Below are 16,699 nucleotides of genomic sequence, written 5' to 3' on the forward strand. Positions count from 1 at the left end.
TGCTGGATAATCAGCACTGAGTGCTGAGCTCAGTCCGAAAAAAAACGGGAGTAAATTTACTCCCGTTTTTATTATGTTAGCCAGTGTCACCGTACAACCAGCACCGGACATTTCGCATGGCGGACTACGGCAGAAGCCGTTGAACCCAGCAGGTAGGTGCTAAAACCAGGCTTATGCGAGGCGATGACGATAAGTTCGGCGTCAACCGCCTCCGCCAGTTTGAGGATCTGATCCTTCGGCGGGCCGTAAACGACGTGGATTTGACTCCTGCCTGCAGGAATATTGAATTGCTTAACAATCTCTTCGAGTTTTTCGCTGGCCTTGGCCTGCAGACCACTGCGATCCGGGAATTCGCTTGAGTAGGCCAGCCCCAGCGAGGCATAGAACGGAACGGTAGGAATAACGGCCAGAAAATGGACCTTGGCGGTTTTGGCATGCGCCTGAACCTGCGGCACAACATGGCGGGTTAAATCGGCTTCAGAGATATCAATGGGCACCAGAATTGAGCGATACATATTCACTACCTCCTGTTTGTTTACCTCTATCCTGAGTGTACCCAAGGTTGTCTCTGTATAATAAGTGACCAGATCAAGGTTACGTGCATAATTGTCGTCAATGATAAACGGGGAACGTAAGTTCCCGTTTTCTAATGCAGATGTGGGCCACGTTTTACCGCCTTTAGTTCGCCAGCACGATGACATCCCCCGTTGCCGGGGCTTTTGTTCCCGGTAGCCACAACCGTCCCCACGAACCGGTACAATGACAGCCGAGCAGTTTTTCCGGTTGCTGCTGCTTAATAAATTGCCGCGTCCGCCACAGCTTAGCGGGAGAGGCGGCGCGTAAATGGAACCCACCGATGAGGGCGTAAATTTTGCGAATGCCGGTGATGTTCTGGCAATGGCGGACGATATTTTCTATTCCCCGGTGCCCGCAACCGGTAATGATCACCAGCCCACGGTCAGATTTATAGATCAATACGCCTTCATCGCTGATGTAATCCGGCTGAGGTGTTTTCTCGTGAATAACACCGTAGGCCTGCGGTGTGGATACGCTAATTTCCCCGGACCACAAAAAACGATCGCTAATCGCCAACGGTTCGCGGGTGTATTCCATATTCAGACGAGAGTAGTCGTTATCGCGGGAGAGTTTTTTAATTTGTCGCGGCTTTCCCGCAAGCGTTATCGACGCGTAACGCTCACAGGCTATTTGAGGATGGCAAATAATACGGCTGTTATCGGCAAGCCAGGGGACGCCGCCACAATGATCGTAATGACCGTGTGACAGCACCACGGCGGTTAATTGCGTCAGGTCGATCCTCATTTGCGCGGCGTTTAGAATGAAGCTGTCATCCGGCCCGGTATCAAACAGTATGGTGGTGGTTTCATCCTGAATTAACAGACTTAATCCAGGCTTTGCCCGTAATGATTTATCTGCGCCAGCAGCGCGCCGGTTTTCAAGCAACACCGTGAGGGTTAAAGCCATGCCTGACTCCAGTATTAAAACGGCATATTGTAACGCACAGCTTTTGAGAGCGCTGTGATCGCAGCGCCCTTTGGCGTTATCCGTTATTGCGTACTGTTTGCCTGCGCACGATGTTTTTGGGCCTGCTGCTCATGGGCATAGGAATGAGCATTATTTGTCGACTGATGTACTACCATCGCTTTTTCATGTTCATTCATTTGCGAAAATGATTGTGCATGGGGTGACGTTTCGGCTGCATTAACGCCTGCTGAGATAAAAAATGCGATAGCTAAAAAAGAGGACATCTTATTCATCATATTTCTCCTGTGTGGGTTTACGGAAGAAATTATAATTAGCGCACGCTGTCAGCGACGTGACAGGAATATGACGGTTAAGTCAGAGAACAGGAATGACTTAACCGTCGTCACTAAAGATTAAATTGCATGCCGGGGCAGCGTCAGAATAAAGCGGGTGGCATGTGAATCAGATGTCACCGCAACGTTTCCCTGATGGGCAATGACTATCGATTTCACGATCGCAAGGCCAATACCGCTGCCTTCTCCCTTACGTTGCCGGGAAGGATCTACCCGATAGAAGCGGTCAAACAGCCGCGGAAGATGTTGCGGAGGAATTGGCGGGCCGGGGTTCTCAACGACTATCTGCACCTGTTCATCGGCCTCTTTCACCCGCACGGTCACTGACTCGCCTTTTGGCGTGTAGCGCATGGCGTTTGAAAGCAGATTACTCATTGCCCGGCGTAACATTAACGGATCGCCCGATACCCAACATTCGCGCCCCTCAAAGCGTAAACCAACCTCACGCTCTTCTGCCCAGGCTTCGAAAAAGTCGAACACTTTACTGACCTCATCAGCCAGATTGAGCGCGGTCTTTTCCGGGATCAGTTGATTGTTATCCGCTTGCGCCAGAAACAGCATGTCACTCACCATCTTCGACATCCGGCCAAATTCTTCGAGATTGGAATACAGCACGTCCTCCAGCTCTTTTTGGCTGCGGATCTGGCTTAGCGCAATTTCCGTTTGCGTGACCAGGTTGGTAATTGGGGTGCGGATCTCATGGGCAATATCTGCCGAGAAGTTCGACTGACGTTTAAAAACATCCTCGATGCGTTCGATCATGTGATTAAACGAACTTACCAACTGTTCCAGTTCAATAGGCACGGTTTGCGGATCAAGGCGTACGTCGAGATCTTTCGAGGTGATATTTTGGATGCGGCGACTGACATTACGGATCGGTTCATGACCTTTATAAACGGCGAACAGCACGATAAAAACAATCATCATGCTAATCAGTGATGCCGTCATAATCAGCTTGTTTTTCAGGTCATTAATATAGTGCAGATGAAAATCGATCGATAATGCCAGGTACAGCGTATATGCCGGTTTTCCATCGGCAAGCTGGCCTACAGGCAAACGAATCATGCGCCAGTTTGATGATGTCATCTGACCGTGCGTATGTTTGGGCGTTTGCAGTATGGGGCCGGATATAATAAAGACATCGCGGGCTTGGGCATTTTTATCCGGCCTTGCACTGGCGATAAATTGCCGAAGATCCGGGGCGTCAGGTGAATGAAAAATAGCCTTCTGATTGCTATCTTCCAGAGAAATAATGACGTTCGAGTAACCTGCCACGACGTTTTTTAGCGTTTCCAGTCGGCGTGGTTCAGGTTCGTTCGGTTGATTAAGAATACGCTCCAGCGTGGCGCTGATCTCTTGTAAATCATTGATGTCCTGCTCGGCGAAATGCACTTTCACTGAGTGGATCATTATCCATGCGAAGGCGAAAAATGAAGCGATAGTCGCCAGACTGATGAAAAAGGTCAGTCGCGTCGCCAGGGAAAAAGGGCGTTGCCATCGTTTACTGGCCATCAGGAACCTCAAGCATATATCCCACGCCGCGCACGGTCTGAATCAGTTTCGGCTCAAAGTCATTATCGATTTTGGCGCGCAGACGCTTAACGGCGACATCGATGGCGTTGGTATCGCTGTCAAAATTCATATCCCAGACCTGAGAGGCAATCAGCGAGCGGGGTAAAACTTCTCCCTGGTGGCGCAGGAAAAACTCAAGCAGCGTAAACTCTTTGCTGGTCAGGGTGATGCGCGCCCCGCTGCGGGTGACTTTTCTACTCACCAGATCAACCATTAAATCTGCGACCTGAAACTGGCTTTCAACAATTACCGCCGCGCCCCGGCGTAATAGCGTTCTGACCCGCGCCAACAGTTCGGCAAAGGCAAACGGTTTGACCAGGTAATCGTCAGCGCCTAATTCCAGACCTTTAACCCGATGTTCAATGGTACCCAGCGCAGTGAGGAGAAGAATGGGCATGCCTTTATTGGCGCTACGCAGCATGCGTACGATATCCCAGCCGTTTACATCCGGCAGCATGATGTCGAGGATGAGCAGATCGTAATCGCCGGTCATCGCCAGGTGGTACCCGTTCAGGCCGTTATCCGCCAAATCCACGACAAAACCTGCTTCCGTCAGGCCTTTCGTCAGGTATTCACCGGTTTTTTTCTCATCTTCGACTATTAAAATCTTCATCGCATTCTCCTTCTCGCACTGCTTGTGCGGACTTTCAATTCTAGGGAAGCGGGATCGGATAGCAATCGGTTATTGGGAAAATGACAGTTTTGTCATTTTCCTGTCACCGGTTAAACAGAGTCACTTCGTTAAAGTACAACCCTATAAATTCCTACATATTTTAGGGTCATCAGTCCGGTCAGGACGTGAAGAACTATGAGCAAATTTAAGCTTCTTACCCTCAGCGCTATATTCGTTCTCGCCGGTTGTTCATTAGCGCCGGACTATCAGCGCCCGGCTTTGCCGGTGCCACAGCAATTCTCCTTGAGCCAGAATGCGCTGGTGTCAGCCTCTGGGAATTATCAGGACACCGGTTGGCGGACCTTCTTCGTTGACGACCAGGTTAAGGTGCTAATTGGTGAGGCGCTGGCCAATAACCGCGATTTGCGTATGGCTGTGCTGAAGGTTCAGGAGGCGCGAGCGCAATATGGCGTTACGGACGCTGACCGCTATCCGCAAATTACGGCAGGATCCAGCGGTACCTACAGCGGTAAATTAAAAGGCGACAGCAGCACCGATCGCCAATTCGAGGCCGGACTGAATCTCAGTTTCGATTTGGATTTTTTTGGTCGGCTGAAAAATATGAGTGAAGCCGATCGACAGAATTTCTTTGCCAGCGAAGAGGCGCGTCGGGCGGTACATATCTCATTAATCTCTAACGTGTCGCAAAGTTATTTCAATCAGCGTCTGGCTTATGCACAACTGCAAATTGCCGAAGAAACGCTGCAAAACTATCAGCGTTCCTACGCCTTTGTTGAAAAACAACTGGTCACCGGTAGCACTAATGTACTGGCGCTGGAACAGGCGCGGGGCGTGATTGAAAGTACGCGCAGCGAAATCGCGAAGCGTAAAGGTGAACTGGCGCAGGCGAATAACGCGCTGCAACTGTTGCTGGGGACCTACGGAAAATTACCCGACGATAGGGCGCGCAGTCGCGGAGATATTAAACCGGTTACGCTGCCGCCATCACTCTCGTCGCAAATACTGTTACAGCGTCCGGATATTATGGAAGCTGAGCACGGATTAATGGCGGCGAATGCCAATATCGGCGCCGCGCGGGCGGCATTTTTCCCGTCGATTACTCTGACCAGCTCCGTGTCCAGTAGCAGCAGCGATCTCTCCAGCTTGTTTAATGCTGCCAGCGGCATGTGGAATTTTGTCCCCAAAATAGATATTCCAATTTTTAACGCCGGACGTAATCAGTCCAATCTCGATCTGGCTGAAATTCGCCAACAGCAGTCGGTGGTGAATTACGAACAAAAAATTCAGAGCGCATTTAAAGAGGTGGCCGATGCGCTGGCGTTGCGCCAAAGCATTGCCGATCAAATTAGCGGCCAGCAGCGCTACCTGACGTCATTGCAAATCACCCTACAACGTGCCAGAGCGCTGTATCAGAATGGCGCGGTTAGCTATATCGAAGTTCTGGACGCCGAACGTTCTTTATTTGCCACGCAGCAATCGCTGCTCGATCTTAATTACGCCCAGCAGGTTAATGAAATTAAGCTGTTTGCTGCCTTAGGCGGCGGTTGGGTGGAGTAAACCTTAATATTAACTTTTCAGGAGCATCAACTATGAATACTACCGCCAAAGCCGTGCTGTTAAGCCTTTTCTCTGTGGTCATATTTAACGCTCAGGCCAATGAGCATCAACATGGCGAGATGATGAGTATGCAGCCGGCGGCTCAACAGGAACAACGCATTAGCGCGACTGGAGTGATTGAAGCTGTTGATTTGGAGAGTAAAAAAGTCACGATTAAACATGATCCTATTCCGGCGGTGAACTGGCCGGCGATGACGATGCGTTTTACGCTGGTGGCCGACACCAGGGCTGACGATATTAAACCGGGCGATAAGGTCGCGTTTACGTTTGTTCAGCAGGGAAATCTCTCTGTGTTACGCGATATTCACATCAGTAAATAACGTTCTCGCTGGTCTCTTTAATTCTTGCCCGGGTTCTTGCGAGCGCGGGTGAGATTATCGCGCAATGGAAATCATTATGGCGTCTTTAAATATTAAAAATACCGCGCTTATTCTCGCTGGCATGATTGCAGGTGGGATTATTTCTGTCGGTGTTTATACTTATTATTCATCCGCAAAAGTATCGACCGAAACCGGACAGGCTTCGCCAAAAGAAGCCAGAAAAGTTCTGTTCTGGTATGACCCCATGTATCCGAATACGCGTTTTGACAAGCCGGGCAAATCGCCGTTCATGGATATGGATTTAATCCCGAAATATGCCGATGAAGAGACCGCAAGCGCGTCAGCACCTGGCGTGCGCATCGATCCCACTCAGACCCAGAATCTGGGGCTAAAAACGGAACCCGTGCGTCGGGGACCACTGCACTATGCGCAAACTTTCCCGGCTAACGTGAGCTATAACGAATACCAGTTTGTTATTGTCCAGGCACGCTCCGCTGGCTTTATCGAGAAGGTTTACCCGCTCACTGTGGGTGACAAAATCAAGAAGGGTTCTCCGCTCATTGACCTGACGATTCCTGACTGGGTTGAGGCGCAGAGCGAATATTTGCTGTTGCGCGAGACCGGCGGCAGCGCGACGCAGGTGGAAGGGATTCTGGAGCGATTACGCCTTGCCGGTATGCCGGAAGCGGATATCCAGCGTTTAAAGTCGACGCGTAAAATTCAGACCCGCTTTACCCTGAAAGCTCCCATTGATGGGGTGATCACCGCATTCGATTTGCGTACCGGCATGAATATCTCTAAAGACAATGTGGTCGCGAAAATTCAGGGAATGGATCCGGTATGGGTCAGCGCGTCGGTCCCGGAATCTATTGCCTGGCTGATTAAAGATGCCTCGCAATTTCGCATCACTGTTCCTGCCTGGCCGGATAAACCATTCACCATCAGTAAGTGGAGTATTTTGCCAAGCGTTGATGCTACCACGCGTACCCTCCAGCTGCGTTTGCAGGTTGATAACCCCGACGAAGCGCTCAAGCCTGGAATGAATGCTTACCTGCAATTGAAAACGCAAAGCGAGCCGATGCTGCTGATCCCGTCTAAAGCGTTAATTGATACGGGTACCGAACAGCGGGTGATTACCGTTGATCATGAAGGTCGATTTGTGCCGAAGCAGGTTGCTGTATTCCATGAATCTCAGGGGCTGACGGCTATTCGCTCAGGTCTGACCGAAGGTGAAAAAGTGGTGTCCAGCGGCCTGTTCCTGATTGACTCCGAGGCGAATATTTCTGGCGCCCTTGACCGTATGCGCGCCCAGCACAGTGGTGCGCAAGACGCAGGCGCGATGCCAGCCCAGGCGACCCATTCACATTGAGGACATGATAAATGATTGAATGGATTATCCGCCGTTCAGTGGCAAACCGCTTCCTGGTGATGATGGGGGCGCTGTTTCTCAGCATCTGGGGAACCTGGACCATCATTAACACCCCGGTTGATGCGCTGCCCGATCTCTCTGATGTCCAGGTGATTGTCAAAACCAGCTACCCCGGACAGGCGCCGCAAATCGTCGAGAATCAGGTCACTTACCCCCTGACCACCACCATGCTGTCGGTACCGGGCGCGAAGACGGTGCGCGGCTTCTCGCAGTTTGGCGATTCCTATGTGTACGTCATTTTCGAGGATGGCACCGATCCTTACTGGGCACGCTCGCGCGTACTGGAATATCTCAACCAGGTGCAGGGAAAATTGCCGGCAGGCGTTAGTGCCGAAATGGGACCGGACGCCACGGGCGTCGGCTGGATCTTTGAATATGCGCTGGTGGATCGCAGCGGAAAACATGACCTCGCGGAATTACGTTCTCTTCAGGACTGGTTTTTAAAATATGAGTTAAAAACGATTCCTAACGTGGCGGAAGTGGCCTCGGTGGGCGGCGTGGTTAAACAGTACCAGGTGGTTATCGACCCGATGAAGCTGACGCAATATGGCATCAGCCTGGCGGAGGTGAAATCTGCGCTGGATACGTCAAATCAGGAAGCGGGCGGCTCGTCGGTGGAGATGGCTGAAGCCGAATATATGGTGCGCGCCAGTGGCTATCTGCAAACGCTTGATGATTTCAATAATATCGTCCTGAAAACCGGGGCCGACGGTGTACCGGTTTATCTGCGCGATGTGGCACGCGTTCAGATTGGACCGGAAATGCGCCGCGGGATCGCCGAGCTGAACGGCGAAGGCGAAGTGGCGGGCGGGGTGGTTATCCTGCGCTCCGGTAAAAATGCGCGTGAGGTGATCTCCGCCGTTAAAGCCAAACTCGACACCCTGAAAAGCAGCCTGCCGGAAGGCGTTGAGGTAGTTACAACATACGATCGCAGTCAGCTTATCGATCGCGCCATTGATAACCTGAGCTATAAGCTACTGGAGGAGTTTATCGTCGTTGCGCTGGTGTGCGCGCTGTTCCTGTGGCATCTGCGTTCGGCATTGGTGGCGATTATTTCCCTGCCGTTGGGGCTGTGTATCGCGTTTATCGTGATGCATTTCCAGGGGCTGAACGCCAATATTATGTCGCTCGGGGGAATTGCCATTGCCGTCGGGGCGATGGTTGATGCGGCAATCGTGATGATTGAGAATGCCCATAAGCGGCTGGAAGAGTGGGGGCATCAACATCCGGGTGAAACGCTGGATAACGCCACGCGCTGGAAGGTCATTACTGACGCCTCGGTGGAAGTCGGCCCGGCATTGTTTATCAGCCTGCTGATAATTACGTTGTCGTTTATCCCTATTTTCACCCTTGAAGGGCAGGAAGGGCGGCTGTTTGGTCCGCTGGCGTTCACCAAAACCTATGCCATGGCGGGCGCGGCATTTCTGGCTATTGTGGTTATTCCGATCCTGATGGGATTCTGGATCCGCGGAAAAATACCGGCGGAAAGCAGTAACCCGCTTAACCGCTTTCTGATCCGTATTTACCATCCGCTATTGCTGAAGGTGCTGCACTGGCCCAAAACCACTCTCCTGGTAGCGGTGCTGTCAATACTGACGGTTATCTACCCGCTGAATAAAGTCGGTGGTGAATTCCTGCCGCAGATTAATGAAGGCGATTTGCTGTATATGCCTTCGACACTACCGGGGATCTCGGCGGCGCAGGCGGCGGACATGCTGCAAAAAACCGATAAGCTGATCATGACCGTTCCTGAAGTGGCGCGCGTATTTGGTAAAACCGGTAAAGCGGAAACCGCAACTGATTCCGCACCGCTGGAAATGGTTGAAACGACGATCCAACTGAAGCCGCAGGATCAGTGGCGTCCGGGTATGACGATGGACAAAATCATCGCCGAGCTGGATAAAACCGTGCGCTTGCCGGGGCTGGCGAATCTGTGGGTGCCACCAATTCGAAACCGTATCGACATGCTCTCTACCGGGATAAAAAGCCCTATCGGGATTAAAGTGTCAGGTAACGTGCTGGCTGATATCGATGCGACGGCGGAACAAATTGAAGAGGTAGCCAGAACCGTGCCAGGCGTCGCCTCTGCGTTAGCTGAGCGTCTGGTAGGGGGACGCTATCTCAACGTGGATATTAATCGTGAGAAAGCGGCTCGTTATGGCATGACCGTTGGTGATGTACAGCTGTTTGTGACCTCCGCTGTGGGGGGCGCGATGGTGGGCGAAACGGTAGAAGGGATCGCGCGTTATCCTATCAACCTTCGCTATGCGCAGAGCTATCGCGACAGCCCGCAAGCGCTGCGTAATCTGCCCATTCTGACCCCCATGAAACAGCAAATCACGCTGGCTGATGTGGCGGATGTCACGGTCGTTTCTGGGCCGTCAATGTTAAAAACAGAAGATGCGCGACCCACCAGTTGGATTTACATCGATGCCCGCGATCGTGACATGGTTTCGGTGGTGAACGATCTGCAAAAAGCGATCGCGGAAAAGGTACAGTTAAAGCCGGGGACCAGCGTGGCGTTCTCCGGGCAGTTCGAACTGCTTGAACGCGCCAGCCATAAGCTCAAATTGATGGTGCCGATGACGCTGATGATTATCTTCGTCCTGCTTTATCTGGCTTTCCGTCGCTTTGGCGAAGCGCTGTTGATTATCACCAGCGTCCCCTTTGCCCTGGTAGGGGGCATCTGGTTCCTCTACTGGATGGGATTCCATATGTCGGTCGCGACCGGAACCGGGTTTATTGCGTTGGCCGGCGTGGCCGCAGAGTTTGGCGTGGTGATGCTGATGTATCTGCGTCACGCCATTGAAGCAGAGCCTGCGCTGGAAAACCCGCAAACCTTTACGGCGGATAAACTGGATGAAGGGTTATATCACGGCGCTGTACTGCGCGTGCGCCCGAAAGCGATGACCGTGGCGGTGATTATCGCCGGTCTGTTGCCCATCTTGTGGGGGACGGGAGCCGGGTCAGAAGTGATGAGCCGCATCGCCGCGCCGATGATTGGCGGCATGATCACCGCGCCGCTGTTGTCGCTATTCATCATTCCGGCTGCGTATAAGCTGATGTGGCTGCACAGACATCGCAAGCAAAAGTAACCTTCTCAATCATACGCCTGTCTTCGGTTTGTACCCCGAAGCAGGCGTAGCTCTATGCTTCCAGCGCTTTCACGCGTTTGCGGTACTCGCCCGGCGTACAGCCGAATTCGCGTAGAAAGACTTTATAAAACGATGACTCGCTGGCGTAGCCCACCGATTCAGCTACCACAATCAATGGTTGCGATCCGCGTGACAACATCTGAGCGGCGAATTGCAGGCGCAAAGTGGTTAACACTGCCATCGGTGTGGAGTTTGACACTTCACGGAATAATTGCGCAAAGCTGGCCCGCGACATGTGTACGCGCTTCGCCAGCTCTTCGACGCTCCATGCAAAGGACGGTGATTCGAGCATCAAAAACACCACAGATCCGAGTTTGGGGTGCAGCAGTAAATTCAACACGTTTTGTGCGGGCGATGCTCTGGTTAACCACTCACGAACGGCTAAGGCGAACAGCGTGGCGCATTGTTGGCTGCATACAGCGCTGGAACCCGGCAGCCCACTAATGGATTCCTGTTGCAATAGCGCAATCACGGCCTTGAGCCAATGGCTGACGGGACTCTTTTCTTCAGGCGCCAGAATCAGTGCTTCCGGTAGCGCGGTTAAAAAATAGCGTGAGGTGGCGTGCAGTCGCAGGCTACCGCAAACGATATGCGTTTGTTCATCCCCTGACTGGCAAAGTCGATGGGCGGAGTTCTGCGGCAGGATAACAAGAGTCCCTGGCCACAGGGTGAAAGATGTCCCGTCAGGCATGTCAAGTTGGGCTGCTCCCTGAGTGACTGTATGCCAGCGGATAACGGATAGCTCGCCCGCCGCATGCGGCAGTTGCCAGTTTCTGCTCAACAAACAGTTTTGATCGATCGAGCCTTGCGGGTCGTTAAGCATGAGTAATCGACTAAGGGCATCCATGAAGACTCCTGGGCAGTTTTGATCACTATTGGTTTGGCGGAATTATCTCGTCAATTTTAAATTAAAGTAATACCTTCAAGGTGTTAATTTATTATGCTTTCATGTTTCATGAAAAGAGGTTAAAAGTGATTTAGACGATTTAACAGTGATAAGCGCGTTCTGGATACATTTCCCTTGTCTGGTTACCCCTATACTTCAGTTCAACAAATGAACAGTGACCAGGCGGAGAGAGAGCATGAATCAGTATCAGGCGATTATTATTGGATTTGGCAAAGCGGGTAAAACGCTGGCAGCTACCCTGGCAAAAACGGGCTGGCGGGTGGCGATTGTTGAACAGTCGAACACCATGTATGGCGGGACATGCATTAACATCGGCTGTATTCCAACCAAAACCCTGGTACATGACGCTGAACTTCAACATGATTTTGCTGCGGCGATGCAGCGCAAGGCTGCCGTTGTCAGTTTCCTGCGCGATAAAAACTTCCATAATCTGGCCGACCTGGAAAATGTCGATGTGATCGACGGTCGTGCTGAGTTTGTCGATAACCATACTGTGCGAGTCGTGCAGTCAACAGGCGCGATTGAGCTAAGCGGCGAGAAGATCTTTATTAATACCGGCGCGCAGTCAACGGTTCCAGACGTGGAAGGGTTAACCACCACACCGGGGGTGTTTGACAGCACCGGGCTGTTGAATTTGACGCAACGGCCTGAACGTCTGGGAATTTTGGGCGGCGGTTACATTGGTGTGGAGTTCGCATCAATGTTTGCCAACTTCGGCAGCAAAGTTACCCTTTATGAAGCCGCTCCGCTGTTTTTAGCCCGTGAAGATCGGGATATTGCCGAAGCTATCGCGAGGATTTTACGCGACAAAGGCGTTGAGATTATCCTTAATGCCAACGTACAGGCGGTTTCGTCCGGGGACGGCGCGGTACAGGTGAAAATGGCGGGAGGCGTCCAGACCGTGGATGCGCTGCTGGTGGCATCGGGCCGCAAACCGGCGACCGAAAACCTGCAGTTGCAGAAAGCGGGTGTGGATGTAAACGACCGCGGCGCCATTATTGTGAATAAATATTTGCGTACCTCGGCAGATAATATTTGGGCAATGGGCGATGTTACCGGGGGGTTGCAGTTCACGTACATCTCCCTGGATGACTTCCGCATTGTGCGTGACAACCTGTCAGGCGAGGGGAGACGTCACACCGGCGATCGTCAAAATGTACCGTATTCCGTCTTTATGACGCCGCCGCTTTCCCGCGTGGGGATGACCGAAGAACAGGCTCGCGCCAGCGGTGCTTCTGTGCAGGTAGTCACGCTGCCGGTCGCGGCGATTCCGCGTGCGCGAGTGATGGATGACACACGCGGCGTACTTAAAGCGGTGGTGGATAGTGAAACGAAACAGATATTAGGTGTTTCGCTATTATGTGTGGATTCACATGAGATGATTAATATCATCAAGACGGTTATGGATGCAGGATTACCCTATACAACCTTACGCGATCAAATATTTACCCATCCGAGTATGAGTGAATCATTAAACGATCTCTTTTCTCTCGTTAAATAATAAAAGCGTAGTCTGCATGTTTGCCCCACCCGTGTGGGGCTTTTTTTGTCTTTTTAACGGCTGGATACTCATTGACAGTTATTCTGGCGTCCTGGATGAAATAAAATAAATTGGCATGTTTTATTATATTGCCACTGAAATCACTGTTTAATGGAAATAGGAATGAACATGTTTAAAACTACGTTACTAATGACCGCGTTACTGACTGCACCGGTGACATTTTCCGCATTGGCGCAAACCGAAGTTGTCCATGTTAGCGTGTCTGCCATATCTGGTGCGCCTTCCGAGATAGAGGATGCTATTGCGAAACTGGCGCAGGAAAATAATGCAACGTCCTGGAAAATCACTTCAATGCGCATTGATGGCAGCACTCACGCAACGGCAATTTTATACAAGTGAGGAGAGCCTGCATGGAAAAGTATCTGCGTTTACTCAGTAAGGGCGATAAAATTGGATTAACCTTAATTCGCCTGAGCATTGCAATTGTTTTTATCTGGATTGGGTTATTAAAATTTGTACCTTACGAAGCTGACAGTATTACGCCATTTGTTGCTAATAGCCCGGTAATGTCATTTTTTTATGAACATCCAGAAGAGTATAAGCAGCATTTAACCCACGAAGGTGAGTTTAAGCCACAGGAGCGTGAATGGCAGGCGGCGAATAATACCTATACATTCTCCAATGGTCTGGGCGTAGTCGAAGTTCTTATCGCTTTATTGGTGCTGGCAAATCCTGTTAGCCGTTGGTTGGGATTAATTGGCGGCATACTGGCATTTGCCACGCCGATTGTTACCTTATCCTTTTTGATTACCACACCAGAGGCATGGGTAATGCCGTTGGGCGATTTACATCATGGTTTTCCGTACTTGTCCGGGGCCGGGCGTCTGGTATTGAAAGACACGCTAATGCTGGCGGGAGCAGTGATGATCATCGCAGACTCATCTCGATCAATAATTAAGCAGCGGTATTGAATTTTTAACGTTGTACCCTCTGTAAGGTAGCAAGCCACTCTAGTTCTATTCGGTATTTGCCGGGCCAGCAGGATGCTGGCTTTTTTCTGACTTAAGGGAAATTTATTTAATATATAAAATGTAATTATTCACTTTATAACAATCACGCGTCAGGCTGTATTGGCAGTTAATGATATGAAGATGTAAGCATCATACGCACTGACGACAAAAGCGCGACAACCTGCGCATTGCCCAACCATCCCAACACCTTCATTTTTCTTTGTTTTTTTCTGTGCAATTCTTGCTATTTGTTATCTCAAAACAGCATCTTAAATAAAATTATTATTCATTTTTGTTATAGTTAATCCATTAGTTCGCGTGGTTTTAAGCGCGGCTTAAGCTAGAATTATCCTGATTAAATGTTTTTACGTATCAATAATTGGCTAAAGATAGTTAAAAACTTAATTTTTAACCAACTGTCTGACATGGAATCCACTATGGTAATTAAGCACCAGGGCGGATGCTGATCTCGCGTTTTTGGGTAACCAAAAGCGGGACATATCTTAAATATGGAAATAAGGGTTTTAGAATGAGCTTTGGATTAGCAAAGGACAACAAGTTTGAAATCATCGCTATCCTTCGTGAAGAGCTGCACAAGAAAACGAAACTGGAAGTCTTATGCGAAAACAGTAGCGTTATCACACAGCTAGAGAAGGTCGATTTCGAACGGTTTGTCATCTCCGGCCATGAAGAGATTGTGCCTGAAAAGGTCCAATACTTTATCCTGCACAGCGAAAGCGGGATTGTAAAATTTAGTGCCAGATTTGAACAAACCCCACCCGCAGGTGCGGAGGCAGGATTATCCTACCTCATCCCGGATATGATTTTCTTTGCCCAGCAGCGACAAAATCAGCGTTTTTCCTTCCTGAAGGGTTATGACTTTTTCTGTTTTGGTCGTTACAAAAACGGAGAAAACTACTCTTTCAGGATTAAAAACATCTCTCAGGGTGGCTGTGCGTTAATTGTTAAAGATGTAAATACCCGCTTTGTTTATAAAGATGCGGTGATTAAAAATGCCTCACTGGAGTTTGATACGTTTGGCAGTTTACAGCTGGATTTAAAAGTGATCGATGTCGTCACGATCAATGAGTTTGATGAGGATAATCAGTTGTACTCCTGTCATCAGATCTCGTGTGAGTTCGATTTTAAAAATCGTCGTGAAGAGGCTGAAGTCGAGAAAATTATTATCAAATTTTTAATGAGTAACAAGATAAGAAGCTTATAAGGAGCGGTAAACAGGATGTTGATGTGTGGCAATGATAATTTTGTGGGCAACGGTATGTTCGCCTACCTGACCAGCAAACATGTACCCGTACAAACATTCCAGTTTGAGGATATGTTGCATCAGTCATCATTATGTCAGCATCAAACCATGATTTTTAATATCATTAATAATGAACAACCGTGTTCAGACGTCGTACAGTTTCTGAATAAAAATCGATTCAAGTTCTATAATAACGTCGTAGTCATTGTAGCTGACAGTTTGGTGGCGAAATTATGCGTGGAGTTATTATATATTGAGAAAGCAATAGTGTTGACTGAGAAATCTTCACTGCGAGATTTCGGTCAATTGGCGACGTTGTCAGTCGGGAAATGGAATCCCCGGCTGTATCGTTCGCAGAAAAGGTTAACCGAAAGGGAACAGCAGATCCTGAGTTTGCTGGTAAGTGGCTATACCGCTAAAGAAATTTCTGAGTTAGTGAGCCTTAACTATAAAACCATTCAGGCTCATAAAATGCGCGTCGTCGCCAAGTTGGGACTGAATAATACTTCTGATTTAAATAAATTAATTGTCAGATTCACCCATCGGATGTCTTTTTTACCCTAGTCTGGTGATTCTTTTCTGATGTAAAACATATCATAGTAGATATAATTCGGGAGCGATGCTGACTGGTTTTAAATTTTATGATTTGTAGAGGTAGAGGGAATGTTTAATTCCAACGAGGTGCTCACCGCGCTTGAACAGGCATTGAATACCAGTCAGTTTTATATGGTTTATCAGCCCATTTTTAATTTGCACACTCAGCAAATTAGCGGATTTGAAGCATTAATGCGTTGGAACAGCCCTCAGATGGGGATGATCTCTCCCGATATTTTTATTACGTTATTGGAAGACAGCGGCAATATCATTTCAATTGAAGACATGGTTACCCACACCCCCTGGGATGTGGCGACGTCCTGGCCCGATCCTCTTGTATTATCAATCAATATTTCCGCACTTGAATTTTGTGACCCTCTCTTACCGCAACGCGTCAGACGTAATCTCACCCTCTGTGGACTACCGCCTTATCGATGCCAAATTGAGGTTACGGAAACGTCACCACTGCGCGACAGCCAGATAGCGGTTAACAATATGCTGGAGCTAAAGGAGATCGGGGTTAAACTCGCTCTTGATGATTTTGGTACCGGTCATGCAAATCTTAATTATCTGCTGAAGTATCCTTTTGATACCCTAAAAATTGATAAGGAATTTGTTGCTGGCATTGAGCCCGATACCCGATCGACAAAGATTGTTGAGGGCATTATTTCACTGGCGCACAATTTTGGTATTGAAGTTCTTGCTGAAGGGGTGGAAACCCAGTCCCAACTGGACCGTTTAACGCAGATTGGTTGTGACAAAATTCAGGGCTTTTTCATTTCTCCGCCGGTGTTAGCAGAAGAAATCCCGTTACTCCTGACGCAGTATAATCGTTAATCCCACCTTTTTACGTTTCCCAAG

16 protein-coding genes are annotated in these 16,699 nt (G+C 49.5%); 10 read left to right on the forward strand and 6 right to left on the reverse strand.

All coding sequences use genetic code 11. The features are described from left to right. Positions 1–86 precede the first annotated feature (86 nt). From uspF to cusR, 5 genes are all read right to left on the reverse strand, one after another. Positions 87–515, reverse strand: a complete 429-nt coding sequence (uspF, locus tag JSN25_RS11360; protein ID WP_038638520.1) for a universal stress protein UspF — start codon at positions 513–515, stop codon at positions 87–89. Between the two features lie 163 nt (positions 516–678). Continuing rightward, positions 679–1,482, reverse strand: a complete 804-nt coding sequence (locus JSN25_RS11365; protein WP_199966124.1) for an MBL fold metallo-hydrolase — start codon at positions 1,480–1,482, stop codon at positions 679–681. An 83-nt stretch (positions 1,483–1,565) separates the two neighbouring features. Further along, positions 1,566–1,775 carry a hypothetical protein gene (locus JSN25_RS11370; protein WP_069323104.1) on the reverse strand — a complete coding sequence of 70 codons (210 nt, stop codon included), beginning with the start codon at positions 1,773–1,775 and terminating at the stop codon, positions 1,566–1,568. A gap of 120 nt (positions 1,776–1,895) precedes the next feature. After that, on the reverse strand, positions 1,896–3,347 hold the full coding sequence (locus JSN25_RS11375) for a Cu(+)/Ag(+) sensor histidine kinase (RefSeq protein WP_199966126.1): 1,452 nt from the start codon (positions 3,345–3,347) through the stop codon (positions 1,896–1,898). Then, entirely contained in the window at positions 3,337–4,020 is a 684-nt protein-coding gene (gene cusR / locus JSN25_RS11380; RefSeq protein WP_038638530.1) for a copper response regulator transcription factor CusR, read from the reverse strand. The genes JSN25_RS11375 and cusR overlap by 11 nt, the downstream gene beginning before the upstream one ends. 195 nt (positions 4,021–4,215) lie before the next feature. Between cusR and JSN25_RS11385 the strand changes: the two genes are divergently transcribed. The 4 genes from JSN25_RS11385 to JSN25_RS11400 all read left to right on the forward strand — a co-directional run bounded on the left by JSN25_RS11385 (position 4,216) and on the right by JSN25_RS11400 (position 10,502). Then, complete coding sequence (locus JSN25_RS11385; protein ID WP_199966128.1) at positions 4,216–5,598, forward strand: efflux transporter outer membrane subunit; 1,383 nt, start codon at positions 4,216–4,218, stop codon at positions 5,596–5,598. Positions 5,599–5,630: 32 nt separating this feature from the next. Next, entirely contained in the window at positions 5,631–5,978 is a 348-nt protein-coding gene (gene cusF, locus JSN25_RS11390) for a cation efflux system protein CusF (protein WP_199966130.1), read from the forward strand. Between the two features lie 76 nt (positions 5,979–6,054). Next, positions 6,055–7,347: an efflux RND transporter periplasmic adaptor subunit gene (locus tag JSN25_RS11395; protein ID WP_199966132.1), complete on the forward strand. Its 1,293-nt coding sequence runs from the start codon at positions 6,055–6,057 to the stop codon at positions 7,345–7,347. Positions 7,348–7,358: 11 nt separating this feature from the next. Beyond that, positions 7,359–10,502 carry a CusA/CzcA family heavy metal efflux RND transporter gene (locus JSN25_RS11400; RefSeq protein ID WP_204524941.1) on the forward strand — a complete coding sequence of 1,048 codons (3,144 nt, stop codon included), beginning with the start codon at positions 7,359–7,361 and terminating at the stop codon, positions 10,500–10,502. A 52-nt stretch (positions 10,503–10,554) separates the two neighbouring features. Here JSN25_RS11400 and rclR read toward each other — a convergent pair whose 3' ends face one another. Then, on the reverse strand, positions 10,555–11,409 hold the full coding sequence (rclR, locus tag JSN25_RS11405; protein WP_204524942.1) for a reactive chlorine-specific transcriptional regulator RclR: 855 nt from the start codon (positions 11,407–11,409) through the stop codon (positions 10,555–10,557). A 235-nt stretch (positions 11,410–11,644) separates the two neighbouring features. Here rclR and rclA point away from each other — a divergent pair, with 235 nt between their 5' ends. The 6 genes from rclA (at position 11,645) to JSN25_RS11435 (ending at position 16,675) form a co-directional block, all read left to right on the forward strand. Continuing rightward, positions 11,645–12,970, forward strand: coding sequence for a reactive chlorine resistance oxidoreductase RclA (gene rclA / locus JSN25_RS11410; RefSeq protein WP_069323112.1), 1,326 nt, complete (start codon positions 11,645–11,647; stop codon positions 12,968–12,970). Between the two features lie 168 nt (positions 12,971–13,138). Then, positions 13,139–13,369, forward strand: a complete 231-nt coding sequence (gene rclB, locus JSN25_RS11415; RefSeq protein WP_038643060.1) for a reactive chlorine resistance periplasmic protein RclB — start codon at positions 13,139–13,141, stop codon at positions 13,367–13,369. A gap of 11 nt (positions 13,370–13,380) precedes the next feature. After that, on the forward strand, positions 13,381–13,941 hold the full coding sequence (gene rclC / locus JSN25_RS11420) for a reactive chlorine resistance membrane protein RclC (RefSeq protein WP_038638553.1): 561 nt from the start codon (positions 13,381–13,383) through the stop codon (positions 13,939–13,941). 568 nt (positions 13,942–14,509) lie between these two features. Further along, the gene (locus JSN25_RS11425) at positions 14,510–15,205 is read left to right on the forward strand and encodes a flagellar brake protein (RefSeq protein WP_085047572.1); all 696 of its coding nucleotides are present in this window, start codon (positions 14,510–14,512) and stop codon (positions 15,203–15,205) included. A 21-nt stretch (positions 15,206–15,226) separates the two neighbouring features. Continuing rightward, a complete protein-coding gene (locus JSN25_RS11430) occupies positions 15,227–15,808 on the forward strand; it encodes a helix-turn-helix transcriptional regulator (protein WP_170973229.1) in 582 nt (193 codons plus the stop codon). Between the two features lie 99 nt (positions 15,809–15,907). Next, a complete protein-coding gene (locus JSN25_RS11435) occupies positions 15,908–16,675 on the forward strand; it encodes a putative bifunctional diguanylate cyclase/phosphodiesterase (protein ID WP_061381619.1) in 768 nt (255 codons plus the stop codon). The last annotated feature ends 24 nt before the right edge of the window (positions 16,676–16,699 follow it).

The organism is Citrobacter cronae, assembly GCF_016893685.1.
In the GTDB taxonomy this organism is placed as follows: domain Bacteria; phylum Pseudomonadota; class Gammaproteobacteria; order Enterobacterales; family Enterobacteriaceae; genus Citrobacter; species Citrobacter werkmanii.

Bases quoted from the DNA above. Each gene is read 5' to 3' on its own strand.
- uspF (WP_038638520.1), bottom strand. From the start codon at position 515: ATGTATCGCTCAATTCTGGTGCCCATTGATATCTCTGAAGCCGATTTA.
- JSN25_RS11365 (WP_199966124.1), bottom strand. From the start codon at position 1,482: ATGGCTTTAACCCTCACGGTGTTGCTTGAAAACCGGCGCGCTGCTGGC.
- JSN25_RS11370 (WP_069323104.1), bottom strand. From the start codon at position 1,775: ATGAATAAGATGTCCTCTTTTTTAGCTATCGCATTTTTTATCTCAGCA.
- JSN25_RS11375 (WP_199966126.1), bottom strand. From the start codon at position 3,347: ATGGCCAGTAAACGATGGCAACGCCCTTTTTCCCTGGCGACGCGACTG.
- cusR (WP_038638530.1), bottom strand. From the start codon at position 4,020: ATGAAGATTTTAATAGTCGAAGATGAGAAAAAAACCGGTGAATACCTG.
- JSN25_RS11385 (WP_199966128.1), top strand. From the start codon at position 4,216: ATGAGCAAATTTAAGCTTCTTACCCTCAGCGCTATATTCGTTCTCGCC.
- cusF (WP_199966130.1), top strand. From the start codon at position 5,631: ATGAATACTACCGCCAAAGCCGTGCTGTTAAGCCTTTTCTCTGTGGTC.
- JSN25_RS11395 (WP_199966132.1), top strand. From the start codon at position 6,055: ATGGCGTCTTTAAATATTAAAAATACCGCGCTTATTCTCGCTGGCATG.
- JSN25_RS11400 (WP_204524941.1), top strand. From the start codon at position 7,359: ATGATTGAATGGATTATCCGCCGTTCAGTGGCAAACCGCTTCCTGGTG.
- rclR (WP_204524942.1), bottom strand. From the start codon at position 11,409: ATGGATGCCCTTAGTCGATTACTCATGCTTAACGACCCGCAAGGCTCG.
- rclA (WP_069323112.1), top strand. From the start codon at position 11,645: ATGAATCAGTATCAGGCGATTATTATTGGATTTGGCAAAGCGGGTAAA.
- rclB (WP_038643060.1), top strand. From the start codon at position 13,139: ATGTTTAAAACTACGTTACTAATGACCGCGTTACTGACTGCACCGGTG.
- rclC (WP_038638553.1), top strand. From the start codon at position 13,381: ATGGAAAAGTATCTGCGTTTACTCAGTAAGGGCGATAAAATTGGATTA.
- JSN25_RS11425 (WP_085047572.1), top strand. From the start codon at position 14,510: ATGAGCTTTGGATTAGCAAAGGACAACAAGTTTGAAATCATCGCTATC.
- JSN25_RS11430 (WP_170973229.1), top strand. From the start codon at position 15,227: ATGTGTGGCAATGATAATTTTGTGGGCAACGGTATGTTCGCCTACCTG.
- JSN25_RS11435 (WP_061381619.1), top strand. From the start codon at position 15,908: ATGTTTAATTCCAACGAGGTGCTCACCGCGCTTGAACAGGCATTGAAT.